The sequence below is a fragment of the Streptomyces sp. R33 genome (assembly GCF_041200175.1).
GTDB classification, from domain to species: Bacteria; Actinomycetota; Actinomycetes; order Streptomycetales; family Streptomycetaceae; genus Streptomyces; species Streptomyces katrae_B.
The window spans coordinates 4,870,539-4,883,700 of record NZ_CP165727.1; the positions used below are offsets into that span (position 1 = coordinate 4,870,539).

A 13,162-nucleotide genomic window follows, 5' to 3' on the forward strand; every position below is an offset into this window, starting at 1 on the left:
GCGCGGGCGTCCTACAGGTCCTTGCGCAGCACCGTGCAGTCCCGGCCCTGCTCGCGGTCCTTGGCGCGGCGCAGGGCGGTGTAGCCCTGGGCCTGCCAGAACGCCAGGCCGGCCGGGTTGCCGTCCAGTACGGCGAGCCGTAGGCCGGCCCGTCCCGCGGCGCGGAAGCGGTCCTCGACGAGGCCGGCGATGCTGCGCCCGTACCCCCGGCGGTGCGCGGTGGCGTCGACGAGCAGCAGGCCGATCCACGGGTCCGGGTCGCCGGAGGCCGGATCCGGGTGGCGGGCGAGGGTGGCGGCCAGGCCGACCAGCCGGCCGGCGGAGCGGGCCAGGAGCACCTCGGCGCCGTCGTGGGCGAGTTCGCCGGCGAGGGCCGCGGCGACCTGTTCGACGGTGATGCGGCCCGGGTCGGGGAAATCGCCGCTGAGCTCGAAGAAGGCGCGGTTGGTCGCGTAGAGCGCGGCGATCTCGGTGAGGACGGGGCCGGGCAGGGCGCCGTCCACGGCGACGAGCGGTTGGAGGATCACCCGCCGAACCGTAGCGAAGCCCCCTCCCCGGACGGCCGGGAGGGGGCTTCGGCTGCGACGGTGTCGGCCGGTCAGAGGGTCGGCCGGTCAGGCGCGAGCCGGGGCCGGCCGCGCCACGGCCGGCCGCTCTGGCTCCGGATCAGACGTTGACGCCGAAGTCCTGGGCGATGCCGGTCAGGCCGGAGGCGTAACCCTGGCCGACCGCGCGGAACTTCCACTCGGCGCCGTTGCGGTAGAGCTCGCCGAAGACCATGGCGGTCTCGGTGGCCGCGTCCTCGGAGAGGTCGTAGCGGGCGATCTCGGCGCCGCCGGCCTGGTTCACGACGCGGATGTACGCGTTGCGGACCTGGCCGAAGTTCTGGCTGCGGGCGTCGGCGTCGTAGATGGAGACCGGGAAGACGATCTTGTCCACGTCGGCCGCGAGCGCGGCGAGGTTGACGTTGATGGACTCGTCGTCGCCGGAGCCCTCGCCGGTCCGGTTGTCACCGGTGTGGACGATGCTCTGGTCCGGGGTGGACTTGTTGTTGAAGAAGACGAAGTGACCGTCGGAGACGACCTTGCCCATCGCGTTGACCGCGATGGCGGAGGCGTCCAGGTCGAAGTCGACACCGGTCGTCGTACGGACGTCCCAGCCGAGGCCGACCGTGACGGCGCTGAGGCCGGGGGCCTCCTTCGTGAGCGAGACGTTGCCGCCCTTGGACAGGCTTACTGCCATTTTGACTGGTGTCCCTTCCTCGTCGCATGGCCGCGAGATTGTGGCCAAGGTACCGCTGACCTTCATAACGCGGGGAGGGGGGCCGTAGGTTCCACTCCGTGCTCTCCCCGCGGAATCCCCCACCATTCAGCCGCGGAAATACGGGTGACGGGCACCGCGCGGGACGGGATCATAGGGGGCATGCCTGGTCCCTATGTCATCCGCGGTTCGGTCGTGCTCCCCGAGGCGGAGCTCGCCTGGCGCTTCTCGCGGTCCTCCGGGCCGGGCGGGCAGCACGTCAACACCTCGGACTCGCGCGTGGAGCTGCTGTTCGACGTGGCGGCCACGAAGGCGCTCCCGGACGTGTGGAAGGAGCGGGCGCTGGAGCGGCTCGCGGCCCGGCTGGTGGACGGGGTGCTGACGGTGCGGGCCTCCGAGCACCGGTCGCAGTTCCGCAACCGGGAGATGGCGCTGGTCCGGATGGCGTCCGTGCTCGCGGAGGCCACCGCCCCGCCGCCCAAGGCGCGCCGTGCGACGAAGATCCCGCGGGGGATCAACGAACGCCGCCTCCGGGAGAAGAAGGCCCGGGCGGAGACCAAGCGCGGCCGCACCGGCCGCGACTGGTAACGCTGCCGGGAGCCTCAGCCCGCCAGGTGCCGGTAGCGGCCGCGGAAGTAGGTCAGCGGCGGGGAGTCGGGGGACGGGAGCGCCGAGGTGAGCACGCGGCCGATGACCAGGGTGTGGTCGCCGGCCTCGACGCGGTTCTCCGTACGGCATTCGAGGGTCGCCAGGGCGCCCGTCAGCAGCGGCGCCCCCGAGACCTCGCCGCGGCCGTAGGGCAGGTCCGCGAAGAGCAGCCGGTCGCTGATGCGGTTCTTCATCGAGAAGCGGCTCGCCACCTGCACCTGGTGGTCGGCGAGGACCGAGACGGCCCACAGGGGCTGCTCGGCCAGCAGGTCGTCCATCCGGGAGCCCTCGCGCAGGCTCACCAGGACCAGCGGCGGGTCCAGGGACACGGACATGAAGGCGGTGGCCGTCATGCCGACGTCCTCGCCGCCCGGACCGTCCGGAGTCAGCGGGTTCTCGTGTGCGGTGATCAGGCACACGCCCGCCGCCAGGCGGGACATCGCGGCCCGGAACTCGTCGTTGCTCACGCCCTCAGGATGAAGGGTGGAGGCGATCGGCATGGGTACGGGGGTCGTCTTCGGCACGCCCAGAACGCTAGTCTCGCCCTCCCGCGGCGCACATCGGGCCCGAGTCCGAGCCGCGTCCCGGCCCGTCGACCTAGGCCGCCCTGGGCCCGGGCGTATCGTTTGCTCCCGGGAATGCAGGGGAGCGCTCCCGGGCGCCGCCCTCCCCACCGCTCGCCTTTATTCATCTCATGTGACTTGAGTCACAGAGGGCAAGATTTGTTGACCCTGTGTACCTGGCGCACAGCTCACTGTGATTCAGTGGACGGGACACCGCAACGAAACGCCGATGACAAACCTGGAGTTGCTGTCGAGGTCTCGGGGAGAGCGAGCAATGGAGACCGAGTCGGAGCCGTACGTCCGTCTTGCGACCCTGCGGCAGCTTCATCAGGTGGTGGCCGAGCTCAATACGGCCAGGAGCCTGGCGGACACTCTGCAGACCGTCGTGGACGGCATTGTCGTGGGCCTCGGCTACCAGCTCGCCTGTGTCAACCTCGTACGCCCTGACGGGGACCTCGTCGTCGCCGCGTTCGCCGGCGACCCCGCAGCAGAAGCCCTGATCACCGGCCGCGTCGGCTCCCGCGCCTCCTGGGAGCGCCGTCTGACGATGGGGGAGAGCTGGGACGGGCTCCGCTTCATCCCGCACACCGAGGGCTGGGTCCTGCTCGAGGACGACGTGCCCCAGTGGCACACGGACGGCCCCGATCCGCGCTTCGAGGACGAGTGGCACCCCGAGGACCGGCTCTATGCACCCATGTATGCGTCCGGCGGGGAACTTCTGGGTGTCATTTCGGTGGACAGACCGCGCAATGGCCGCCGCCCCGGCGCGTGGGGGCGCGAAGCGCTCCAGATGTACGCCTTCCAAGCCGCGATTGCGATCAGCAACGCACGGCTGCGGGCGAACATGCAGCGGGCCCTGGTCCGGCTGGAGCGTGAACAGCAGGCGCTGCGCGCGAGCGAGGAGTCGTTCCGGCAGGCCTTCGAGTACGCCCCCAGCGGCATGGCGATCGCCGAGATGGGCGGGGACCAGCACGGGCGGCTGCTGCGGACCAACGACGCGCTGTGCCGGCTGCTGGGCCGGCCCGCCTCCGTACTGCGCCGGTACTCCTTCTCCGACCTGGTCCACCCCGAGGACATCGGGACCCTGCTGCGCACCTCCGCCGAGGGCGGCCGGGCCGAGCTGCGGCTCGGGCGGCGCGACGGCACGTACGTATGGGTGTCGCTGCGCAACTCCGTCGTCGCGGACGCCGCCGACGGGCCGCGGTTCCTGCTCACGCACGTCGAGGACATCGAGGAGCGCAAGCGCCACGAGCTCCAGCTGGCCCACCGGGCCAGCCACGACTCGCTGACGGGCCTCCCGAACAGCGCCGAGCTGCGCGCCCGCCTCGGCGCGCGGCTGTGCCGCAGGCCGCAGTCGGTCCGGGCCACCGCCGTGGAGGCGCTCGACGCCGCCTATGAGGGGCACGGCGTCGGCGGGGGGCTCCCGGCGGGTGGTGGCGGCGGTGAGCACGGCTTTCAGCCCGACGCCTTCCCCGAGCCCTTCGAGTTCCCCGGCGCGCCCGCGGTGCCCGGGGCCCCTGGCGCCCCCGGGACACCCGGCGCGGGGGCGGGCCCGTACGACCACCACGTGCACACGGTGGCGCCCGCGACGGACATCGACGACGGGACGAAGGGGCTCGCGGTGCTCTTCTGCGACCTCGACGGGTTCAAGTCGATCAACGACCGGTTCGGGCACCACACGGGTGACGCGGTCCTGATCGAGGTGGCCCGGCGGTTGACGACGGGCGTCAGGGACGGTGACACCGTCGCTCGGCTGGGTGGTGACGAATTCGTCGTCCTCGCGGACGGACTGGGCGCCGCCGACGCGGCCGACCTGGCCGTCCGGCTGCGCAACGCGATCATCCCGCCGATCCGGGTGGACGGCCGTGCGGTCCGGGTGGGCGCGAGTTTCGGCATCGGCTGGGCCAGCTGCGGCATGTCGGCGGACGAGGTGCTGCGCTCGGCCGACCAGCGGATGTACATCGAGAAAAGGTCCCGTTCCAAGGCGCACCGCCGGGCCGGATGAGGCGATCGGCCGCCCGTGGGTGCACGTGTTCGGGGTAGGCTCCCGTGGGTTGAAAGGAGTGACCTGCGATGACGACGCCCGCGAACCACGGCTCGAACAGTGGGGCGAACCAGCCCGAGGACGACGACCCGTTCGGCTATCTCTACGCGGACGGCCAGGCCGCCGGAGCCACCCCGCCCGCGCCGGGCGGTGGATACGGCTACCCCGGCCCGACGGTCGGTGGTCAGCCCGGCGTACAGCCCGGTGTCCCCCGTACCTCGTACAACCAGGTGCGCACGGTCGGCGAGCGGACGTACGGCGGCCAGCGCGGCGCCCAGGTTCCGCCGCAGCAGCAGCCGCCGGCCTACCAGGCGCAGTACCAGGCCCCTGAGGCCCTCCAGGCGGGCGGCTACGGGGTTCCGCCGCAGCAGGGGCAGGCCACGGCGTCGATCCCCGCGCCGGGCGGCCACGGGGGCCACGGCGGAGGCGGCGGTTCCAGCCGCAAGGGCATGCTCATCGCAGCGGTCGCGGTGGTCGCAGCGGTCGCGATCGGCATCGGTGCGGCCGTGGCCTTCGGCGACAAGGACAAGGACAAGAACGGCAAGGGCAACACGGCGGGCGGACAGCAGTCCGCGCAGCCGCAGAACTCGCCGTCGACGCAGCCGAGCCCCTCGGACTCCCCGCAGGCCCCGCTGCCCAAGGCGGACGCCTCCGGCGCAGGCATGTCCCTCACGGGCGGCGCGCACCTGGAAGCCGCCATCCCGGGCGCGAAGAGCGCGGGCGGCCAGTACGTGGGCGGCTTCAACACCCCCGGTGCGGCGCTGACCTGGACGGTGGACGTTCCGGCGGCCGGGGACTACACGCTGTTCGTGAACTACGGCGTGCCCGGGAAGGACGCGAAGGCGACCCTCACGGTCAACGGGCAGAGCCCGAACCAGTCCCTGAACCTGGCGAACTTCGCCAAGGCCGAAGCCGGGGCCTGGGACAAGGGCTGGCAGCGCACGTACGCGTGGATCACCCTCAAGAAGGGCACGAACACGATGAAGATCTCGTGCGAGCCCGGCAACCAGTGCGAGGCGGTCTTCGACCAGCTCGACCTGGGCCAGGGTCACATCAAGCGCTGACCGCCGGCCGGTGCCCGGCGGTCCGGCCGCCGGTCGCCGCCCTCGGCAGGAGACGAGTCCGGCCCACCGCACGCGCGGCGGGCCGGACTTCGCCGTTCCGGGCGACCTGCTAGCCGCAGTGGACCCAGCCGCTGTCGCCGCTCTGCGTGCCCGCCGCTCGCATCACCGGAAACTCCGTCAGGGGCCTGGGGCGTGTGGTCAGTTGCCGGCGGTGACGCAGATGGCGTGCCGGAGCTCCTCGTAGGTGTGGGGGTCGAAGTCGCCTGCCGTCGGGGCGTGGACCGTGGCTGCCGAGAGGGCCACCGCCCGGGTCAGGCGGGCCGGCCAGTCCAGGCCTTCCGCGAGGGCCGACAGGAGGCCCGCCACCGCGGAGTCGCCGGCTCCCGTCGGGTTGCCCGACAGGGCGCGGGGCGGGGCCGCCTGCCAGGTGCCCTGGGCGGTGGCCGCCAGCAGCCCGCCCGGGCCGAGCGAGGTGACCACGGCGTGCGCGCCGCGGCGGCGGGCGTCGCGGGTGGCCTGCAGCGGCTCGCGGGAGCCGGTCAGCTCGGCGAGTTCGGCGGCGTTCGGCTTGATCATCTCCGGGCGGGCGGCGACCCCGCGGCGCAGGGCCTCGCCGCTGGTGTCCAGGAGGACCGGGACCCCGGCCGCGCGGGCGGCCCGTACGAGCACCGCGTACGCACCCACCGGCACGCCCGGCGGGAGGCTGCCGCACAGGGCGACCGCGCCGGCGCCGGCCAGCAGGGCCTCGTAGCGGGCGAGGAACTGCGCCCACTCCGCGGAACTGATCAGTGGGCCGGGCTCGTTGAACTGCGTGGTGTCGCCCGAGGCCTCGTCGACGACGGCCAGGGTGCGCCGGGTGGTGCCCGCGCAGGGCACCAGAGCGTCCGTCACCTGCGGGGATCCGGCGAGCAGTTCGCGTACGACGGCGCCGGTGCGGCCGCCCGCGAAGCCGGTCGCGGTGACCTCGTGGCCGAGTGCGGCGAGCACGCGGGCGACGTTGAGGCCCTTGCCGCCGGGTCTCTCGGTCACGGCGGTGACCCGGTGCGTGGTGTGCGCGATCAGCTTCGGCACGTGGTGGGTGACGTCGAGTGCGGTGTTGAGCGTCACGGTCAGGATCATGGCAGGCCCCGGTCTCGGTGTGTGCCGGGATCATGCCAAACAGCAGTACGGGCGGCCCAGTCCCGCGGGCCGCCCGCTGCCTGCCATACCCGCTCAGACCAGCGGATCCACGATCCATTCGCCGCGCCGCATGACGCCCTTGAGGTCGAACTCCGCGTCCAGGACGACCAGGTCGGCGTACTTGCCCGGCTCCAGCGAGCCGACCTCGTCGTACAGGCCGATCAGCTTGGCGGGGTTCACGGAGATCGCCTGGACCACGGACTCGACGGGCAGCTTGTCCAGGGTCACCGACCGCTTGAACGCGGTGTCCAGGGTCAGCGTGGAGCCGGCGATCGAACCGCCCTCGACGAGGCGGGCCACGCCCTCCTTGACCTCGACCTCCAGCGGCCCGAGGTGGTAGATCCCGTCGCCGAAGCCCGCCGCGTCCATCGCGTCGGTGATCAGCGCCACGCGGTGCGCGCCTGCGTGGTGGAAGGCCAGCTCCAGCATCGCCGGGTGCAGGTGGGTGCCGTCGTTGATCAGCTCGACGGTGACGCGCTCGTCCTCGAGCAGCGCGGCGATCGGGCCGGGGGCGCGGTGCTCCATGCCGGGCATCGCGTTGTACAGGTGGGTGGCCACGGTCGCGCCCGCGTCGATGGCCTGGCGCGTCTCGTCGTACGTGGAGTCGGTGTGGCCGATCGCGGCGATGACCCCGTGCTCGGCCAGCAGCCGTACGGAGTCCAGCCCGCCCGGGAGTTCGGTGGCGAGGGTGAACATGCGGGCGGCGCCGTGCGCGGCGTCGATCAGCTTGCGGACCTCGGCCGGGTCGGGGTCGCGCAGCAGCTCCTCCTTGTGCGCGCCCTTGCGGCAGGCGTTGATGAACGGGCCCTCGAAGTGGATGCCCGCGATCTCGCCCTGCTGGGTCAGCTCGGCGAGCAGCCCTGCGCGGCGGGCCAGTTCGTCCAGGTCGCCGGTGACGGTGGAGGCGACGAGCGTGGTGGTGCCGTGCTCGCGGTGGGTCCGTACGCCCTTCAGGACCTCCTCGGCGGTGCCGGAGGTGAAGGAGGCGCCGCCGCCGCCGTGGTTGTGCATGTCCACGAAGCCGGGGACGATCCAGTGCCCGGACAGGTCGACGGTCCGTGCGCCCTCGCCCGAGCTGCCGGCGATGCGCTCGCCCTCGACGATGACGCGGCCGCCCGCCACGGTCCCGGTGGGCAGCACCACCCTGGCGCCGGAAAGAACGGTGCTGTGTGCGCTTCCGGACATCAGGCAGGTACCTCCGTGGCGAGTAGGTCCCAGGCGAGCAGCCCTGCGCCCAGGCATCCGGCGGTGTCCCCGAGGGCCGCCGGAACGATGTCGGGGAGCCGCTGGAACGTCACGCGCTCCTCGACGGCCTTCCGTAGTGGTGTGAACAAGGTTTCCCCCGCCTCGGCGAGCCCGCCACCGATGATCAGCGTGCGCGGGTCCAGCAGGGTGATCGCGGTGACCAGGCCGTCGGCGAGGGCGCCGACGGCGGCCTGCCACACCTCGCGGGCGCGCGCGTCGCCGGACTCGACGGCCTTGGCGCAGTCCGCGGCGTCCGCGGCGGGGTCGCCGGAGGCGCTCGCCCAGGCGCGGCTGACGGCGGACGCGGAGGCGAGCGTCTCCAGGCAGCCGTACTGGCCGCAGCCGCAGGCGGGGCCACCGGGGCGGACCACGATGTGGCCGATCTCGCCCGCGTAGCCGTGGGCGCCGGCCTCGATGCGGCCGGCGATGCCGATGGCGCCGGCGATGCCGGTGCCGAGGGGGACGAACAGGAAGCGGTCGGCGCCGCGGCCCGCGCCGATGCGGCCTTCGGCGAGTCCGCCCGTGCGCACGTCGTGGCCCAGGGCCACCGGGAGGGAGCCGAGCCGTCTGCTGAGCAGCTCGCGCATCGGTACGTCGCGCCAGCCCAGGTTCGCGGCGTAGACGGCGATCCCGTTCTCGGCGTCGACGATGCCGGGGACGGCGACGCCGGCCGCGGAAGCGGGCACGCCGAAGCGCTCGCGGCCGAGCTCGGACAGCTCGGCGGCGAACTCCAGGATCGTCTCGACGACGGCGTCGGGGCCCCGGTCGCGGCCGGTGGCGCGGCGCGCTTCGTGGAGCAGGGTGCCGTCGCCGGCGATGAGGGCGGCCTTCATCCCGGTGCCGCCCACATCGAGGGCGATGACGTGCTTCACGGCGTGTTTCACGGGTTTCACAGGTGACAGTCTCGCGTGCTCGGCGGGGAAAGGTCTAGTCCATTGGTGGGGATTGTTGAGCTGCCATACAAATTCGCGGCCTCGGCCGGGCCGCGAACCGGTGCGGCGCGTTCCCGGATGTGGACGAGCCGCCAAAGTGGTGTAGACCTTACGTGGATCGTACGTACAACAAGGGGTGGATCGAGAACTGTGAAGGGCCGTTACCTGAGCCTGGCCGCGACCGGAGCCGCGCTGGGCCTGACCGCCGTGGCGTTGAGCGGCTGCGGAGCCGTGGGAAGCCTCACAGGGGACAACGAGGTGACCCTGCGGGTCGTGGCGGCCGACTACGGGGACAATCCGCAGAACTCCTCGTCGGGGTACTGGAAGGACCTCGCCGCCGACTTCGAGAAGGAGCACCCCGGCGTCAAGGTCGAGGTCAGCGTCTACTCCTGGTCCGAGGTCGACGCCAAGGTCGCGGAGATGGTCAAGGCCGGCAAGGCCCCCGACATCGCCCAGATCGGCGCCTACGCGGACTACGCGGCCGCCGGCAAGCTGTACACGGCGGACGAGCTGCTCTCCGTCACCACCGAGGCCGACTTCCTGGCGCCGCTCGCTGACGCGGGCAAGGTCAGGCGCATCCAGTACGGCATGCCGTTCGTGGCCAGCACCCGCCTGCTCTTCTACAACGAGAAGCTGCTGAGCGACGCCGGGGTCATCCCGAAGGACGCCAAGGGCGGCTGGCAGCCCAAGAGCTGGGCCGACCTGGAGGCCGCCGCGAAGAAGCTGAAGGCCGCGGGCGTGGCGACCCCCTTCGCGCTGCCGCTGGGCCGCGAGGAGGCACAGGCCGAATCGATGATGTGGATGCTCTCCGGCGGTGGCGGCTACACCGACAACGAGGAGGCGTACTCGATCGACTCCCCGGAGAACGTCAAGACGTTCGAGTTCCTGCGCGACAAGATGGTCGGCCAGGGTCTGACCGGGGCCGCGGAACCGGCGAAGACGGACCGGCAGGCCGCGTTCGACGCCTTCGCGCGGGGCGAGGTCGGCATGCTCAACGGCCACCCCACGCTGATCAAGCAGGCGGGGGAGAAGGGCGTGAAGTTCGGCATGGTGGCCATGCCGACCGCCGACGGGACCGAGCACCCGGCGATGGGCGTCGCGGACTGGGTGATGGCCTTCAAGAACGGCCACCGCAAGGAGTCCGGGAAGTTCCTGGACTACCTGTACGAGGCGAAGAACGTGACGGCCTTCACCAACAAGTACGACCTGCTGCCGGTCACGACGAGCGGCTACCGGGCGATGGACGCCAGTACGGGCGGATCGGCCGTGCAGCTCAAGACGTTCCTGCAGGCGCTGCCGAACGCCCGGCTCTACCCGGTCGGCAAGAAGTCCTGGGCCGGGGTGAGCGAGGACGTCAAGCAGAACATCGGCAAGAGCGTGCAGCCGGGCGGGCAGCCGGCGAAGGTCCTCGAGGACATCGCGGAGACGGCGCGCAAGGCGGACGCCCACTGAACGGGCCCTGCCGACACCGCCCGCCGGCTGTCGGAGGGCGGCGTTAATCTGGCGGTATGACGGACGACGTGGGGCTGACGGCCACCGAGGCCGCGGTGCTCGCGTACGAGGGACGCACCTGGCCCGGGCCCGGGGCCAAGGAACGGGCCATACGGGAAGGGCTGGGGATGACCCCGGTCCGCTACTACCAGCTGCTCAACGTGCTGATGGACGACCCGCGGGCGCTGGCCCACGCGCCCGGCACCGTCAACCGGCTCCGCCGCATACGCGAGGCCCAGCGGGCCCGGCGCTGACGCATCGGCGCCCACGGGCCCGCCGCGCGCCGTAGCCGTGGCCCGGCAGGGCCGTTAGGGTCGTCCGTATGGGGAGCCATCCGCACAGCATGCCGATGCCCGTCACCGCCGCCGGTCGGGAGGGACTCGAAGCCCTCCTCCGCGCACCCCGCCGTTCCGTGGTCGCGCTCGACTTCGACGGCACCCTCGCCGAGATCGTCCCGGACCCGGACCAGGCGCGCGCCCACCCGGGAGCCGTCGGGGCGCTGGCCGCCCTGGCCCCGGAGGTCGCCTCGGTGGCCGTGATCACCGGCCGGCCGGCGGGGGTCGCGGTCCGCTACGGGGGCTTCGCCGGTGCCGCCGGCCTGGAACACCTGGTGGTCCTCGGCCACTACGGGGCCGAGCGCTGGGACGCGGTGAGCGGCATCGTGCACACGCCGGCCGAGCACCCGGGAGTCGCCGCCGTACGGGCGGAGCTGCCCGGGTTCCTGGACACCATCGGCGCCTGGCGCGGTACGTGGATCGAGGAGAAGGGCCGGGCTCTGGCCGTCCACACCCGGCGCGCCGATGACCCGGAAGCGGCCTTCGCCGCGCTGCGCGAGCCGCTGGCCGAGCTGGCGGCGCGGCACGGGCTGATGGTGGAGCCGGGGCGGGCGGTGCTGGAGTTGCGCCCGCCGGGGATGGACAAGGGCGTGGCCCTGACCGAGTACCTGGCGGAGACGGGCGCGGAAGCGGTGCTGTACGCGGGGGACGACCTGGGGGACCTCGCCGCGTATGCCGCCGTCGAGAAGCTCCGTACGGACGGCATACCGGGGCTGCTGGTGGCCAGTGGCTCGGCCGAGGTTCCCGAGCTGGTCTCCCGGGCCGACCTCGTCGTGAACGGCCCGGCCGAGGTCGTCGCCTTCCTGGCCACCCTGGCCGAAGCCATCCGCTCCGCGAGCCCGACACCGTAAAGCGCTGCGCGGGAATCCTCCCCTCCGCCCCGCCCCCGTGCCTCAACCGCCGGCGGGGCCGGGAGAGGAGCCCCGCGCAGCGGCAGCGGCTACGCCTCCCGCAGAGCCGACAGCTGGGCCGTGAACCAGTCGGTCGGCGGGAGGGCGGTGGCTGCCGAAGCCAGTCGCTTCGTACGCTCCAGCCGCTCCTCGGCCGGCATCGCCAGCGCGGCGTGCAGCGCATCGGCCGTCGCCGACACGTCGTACGGGTTCACCGTCAGCGCGTCCTCGCGGAGCTCCCCGTACGCCCCCGCCCCGGTCGACAGCACCAGCACGCACCCCGCGTCCGAGACCACCGGGATCTCCTTCGCCACCAGGTTCATCCCGTCCCGCACCGGGTTCACCAGCGCCACGTCCGCCAGCCGGTACGCCGCCAGGGAGCGCGCGAAGTCGTCCTTCACCGACACCATCACCGGCTGCCAGTCCTCCGTGCCGAACTCCTCGTTGATCTGCTCGGCCAGCTCCCGCACCGCCTCCGTGTACGACCGGTACACCGCCAGGTCCTGCCGGGACGGGTACGCCGACGCCAGGTGCACCACCCGCCCCCGCCACTCGGGGTGCACCGTCAGCAGCTCCCGGTACGCCAGCAAGCCCCGCACGATGTTCTTCGACAGCTCGGTCCGGTCCACCCGGACGATCGTCCTGCGGTCCCCGACCTCCGCCCGCAGCGCCGCCAGCTTGTCGTTCACCTCCGGCCGGTGCGCCAGGGCCCGCAGCTCGTCGCCGTCCACGCCCAGCGGGTACACGGCCACGTTCGTCCGCCGGTGCCGCACCGGGCCCCTCGTCATCTTCTCGACGTAGGGCGCTTCCCTCGGGTCCACCCCGGCCGCCATCTTCGGCTCCGCGATGCCCCGCTCGTCGTCCAGCTGCGCCGCGGTCATGAAGCTGTGCGCCCACGCCCACGTGTGGAAGCCCACCTCGTCCGCCCCGAGCATGCCCCACATCAGCTGCGCCCGGACGTCGTCGGGGAGCATGTCCAGGAACTCGCGCGAGGCCCACGGGGTGTGCGTGAAGTGGCCGATCTTCAGGTCCGGCCGCAGTTCCCGCAGCTCACCCGGGACCAGCGCCAGGTGGTAGTCCTGCACGAGGACCGCCGCGCCCTCGCCGGCCTCCTGCGCCAGCGCCAGCGCGAAGGCGTGGTTGTAGGCGACGTACGAATCCCACCGCCGCCGGAACTCCGCGTCGAAGACCGGCTCGCGCGGGATGTCGTACAGGTGGTGGTGCGTGAACCACAGCACCGAGTTCGCGATGCCGTTGTACGCGTCGTCGTACGTCGTGGGATCGATGTCCAGCATCCGGACACCGGGTTCGGATACGCCCCGGCGGACCGCCTCCCGGTCCGCCTCCGACAGCGCGGCGCAGATCCACAGCGCCTCCGGCTGGCGGGCTAGGGCGGCGGAGAGGCCGGAGACGAGACCGCCCCCGCCGCGCCGGGCCGTGAGGGTGCCGTCGTCGCCGAGCTGGTAGGAGAGCGGGCCGCGGTTCGCTGCAACGAGTACCTGGGAAGCCAT

13 protein-coding genes are annotated in these 13,162 nt (G+C 72.7%); 6 read left to right on the forward strand and 7 right to left on the reverse strand.

Going from position 1 to position 13,162, the window contains the following annotated elements; all coding sequences use genetic code 11:
• Window positions 1-11: 11 nt before the first annotated feature.
• Window positions 12-527, reverse strand: a complete 516-nt coding sequence (locus AB5J51_RS22385; protein ID WP_136225765.1) for a GNAT family N-acetyltransferase — start codon at window positions 525-527, stop codon at window positions 12-14.
• Between the two features lie 139 nt (window positions 528-666).
• Complete coding sequence (locus AB5J51_RS22390; RefSeq protein WP_053786562.1) at window positions 667-1,242, reverse strand: TerD family protein; 576 nt, start codon at window positions 1,240-1,242, stop codon at window positions 667-669.
• 180 nt (window positions 1,243-1,422) lie between these two features.
• On the opposite strand from AB5J51_RS22390, the gene arfB reads away from it, so the two are divergent.
• A complete protein-coding gene (gene arfB / locus AB5J51_RS22395) occupies window positions 1,423-1,848 on the forward strand; it encodes an alternative ribosome rescue aminoacyl-tRNA hydrolase ArfB (protein ID WP_053786579.1) in 426 nt (141 codons plus the stop codon).
• A gap of 14 nt (window positions 1,849-1,862) precedes the next feature.
• Here arfB and AB5J51_RS22400 read toward each other — a convergent pair whose 3' ends face one another.
• On the reverse strand, window positions 1,863-2,408 hold the full coding sequence (locus tag AB5J51_RS22400) for a flavin reductase family protein (protein ID WP_051832751.1): 546 nt from the start codon (window positions 2,406-2,408) through the stop codon (window positions 1,863-1,865).
• 337 nt (window positions 2,409-2,745) lie between these two features.
• On the opposite strand from AB5J51_RS22400, the gene cdgB reads away from it, so the two are divergent.
• Both cdgB and AB5J51_RS22410 read left to right on the forward strand, forming a co-directional pair.
• Window positions 2,746-4,476: a diguanylate cyclase CdgB gene (gene cdgB, locus AB5J51_RS22405; protein ID WP_133897641.1), complete on the forward strand. Its 1,731-nt coding sequence runs from the start codon at window positions 2,746-2,748 to the stop codon at window positions 4,474-4,476.
• A gap of 68 nt (window positions 4,477-4,544) precedes the next feature.
• Window positions 4,545-5,579, forward strand: coding sequence for a CBM35 domain-containing protein (locus tag AB5J51_RS22410; RefSeq protein ID WP_133897642.1), 1,035 nt, complete (start codon window positions 4,545-4,547; stop codon window positions 5,577-5,579).
• Between the two features lie 198 nt (window positions 5,580-5,777).
• Here the strand turns inward: AB5J51_RS22410 and AB5J51_RS22415 are convergent, their stop codons facing one another.
• The 3 genes from AB5J51_RS22415 to AB5J51_RS22425 form a co-directional block, all read right to left on the reverse strand.
• Window positions 5,778-6,698, reverse strand: a complete 921-nt coding sequence (locus tag AB5J51_RS22415) for a 1-phosphofructokinase family hexose kinase (protein WP_053786559.1) — start codon at window positions 6,696-6,698, stop codon at window positions 5,778-5,780.
• Between the two features lie 93 nt (window positions 6,699-6,791).
• Entirely contained in the window at window positions 6,792-7,943 is a 1,152-nt protein-coding gene (gene nagA / locus AB5J51_RS22420; RefSeq protein ID WP_369778483.1) for an N-acetylglucosamine-6-phosphate deacetylase, read from the reverse strand.
• Window positions 7,943-8,875 carry an ROK family protein gene (locus tag AB5J51_RS22425; protein WP_136225804.1) on the reverse strand — a complete coding sequence of 311 codons (933 nt, stop codon included), beginning with the start codon at window positions 8,873-8,875 and terminating at the stop codon, window positions 7,943-7,945. The genes nagA and AB5J51_RS22425 overlap by 1 nt, the downstream gene beginning before the upstream one ends.
• Window positions 8,876-9,085: 210 nt before the next feature.
• On the opposite strand from AB5J51_RS22425, the gene AB5J51_RS22430 reads away from it, so the two are divergent.
• The 3 genes from AB5J51_RS22430 (at window position 9,086) to otsB (ending at window position 11,612) form a co-directional block, all read left to right on the forward strand.
• Window positions 9,086-10,387 (forward strand): extracellular solute-binding protein, encoded by a 1,302-nt coding sequence (locus AB5J51_RS22430; protein WP_234382068.1) that lies wholly within the window; start codon window positions 9,086-9,088, stop codon window positions 10,385-10,387.
• A 56-nt stretch (window positions 10,388-10,443) separates the two neighbouring features.
• A complete protein-coding gene (locus AB5J51_RS22435; RefSeq protein WP_030156982.1) occupies window positions 10,444-10,680 on the forward strand; it encodes a DUF3263 domain-containing protein in 237 nt (78 codons plus the stop codon).
• A 68-nt stretch (window positions 10,681-10,748) separates the two neighbouring features.
• A complete protein-coding gene (gene otsB / locus AB5J51_RS22440; RefSeq protein ID WP_136225762.1) occupies window positions 10,749-11,612 on the forward strand; it encodes a trehalose-phosphatase in 864 nt (287 codons plus the stop codon).
• 89 nt (window positions 11,613-11,701) lie between these two features.
• Here otsB and AB5J51_RS22445 read toward each other — a convergent pair whose 3' ends face one another.
• The gene (locus AB5J51_RS22445; protein ID WP_136225761.1) at window positions 11,702-13,162 is read right to left on the reverse strand and encodes a trehalose-6-phosphate synthase; all 1,461 of its coding nucleotides are present in this window, start codon (window positions 13,160-13,162) and stop codon (window positions 11,702-11,704) included.

Coding starts and splice junctions, on each gene's coding strand:
- cdgB (WP_133897641.1), top strand. CDS start 2,746: ATGGAGACCGAGTCGGAGCCGTACGTCCGTCTTGCGACCCTGCGGCAG.
- arfB (WP_053786579.1), top strand. CDS start 1,423: ATGCCTGGTCCCTATGTCATCCGCGGTTCGGTCGTGCTCCCCGAGGCG.
- AB5J51_RS22410 (WP_133897642.1), top strand. CDS start 4,545: ATGACGACGCCCGCGAACCACGGCTCGAACAGTGGGGCGAACCAGCCC.
- AB5J51_RS22415 (WP_053786559.1), bottom strand. CDS start 6,698: ATGATCCTGACCGTGACGCTCAACACCGCACTCGACGTCACCCACCAC.
- AB5J51_RS22400 (WP_051832751.1), bottom strand. CDS start 2,408: ATGCCGATCGCCTCCACCCTTCATCCTGAGGGCGTGAGCAACGACGAG.
- nagA (WP_369778483.1), bottom strand. CDS start 7,943: ATGTCCGGAAGCGCACACAGCACCGTTCTTTCCGGCGCCAGGGTGGTG.
- AB5J51_RS22390 (WP_053786562.1), bottom strand. CDS start 1,242: ATGGCAGTAAGCCTGTCCAAGGGCGGCAACGTCTCGCTCACGAAGGAG.
- AB5J51_RS22445 (WP_136225761.1), bottom strand. CDS start 13,162: ATGGCTTCCCAGGTACTCGTTGCAGCGAACCGCGGCCCGCTCTCCTAC.
- otsB (WP_136225762.1), top strand. CDS start 10,749: ATGGGGAGCCATCCGCACAGCATGCCGATGCCCGTCACCGCCGCCGGT.
- AB5J51_RS22435 (WP_030156982.1), top strand. CDS start 10,444: ATGACGGACGACGTGGGGCTGACGGCCACCGAGGCCGCGGTGCTCGCG.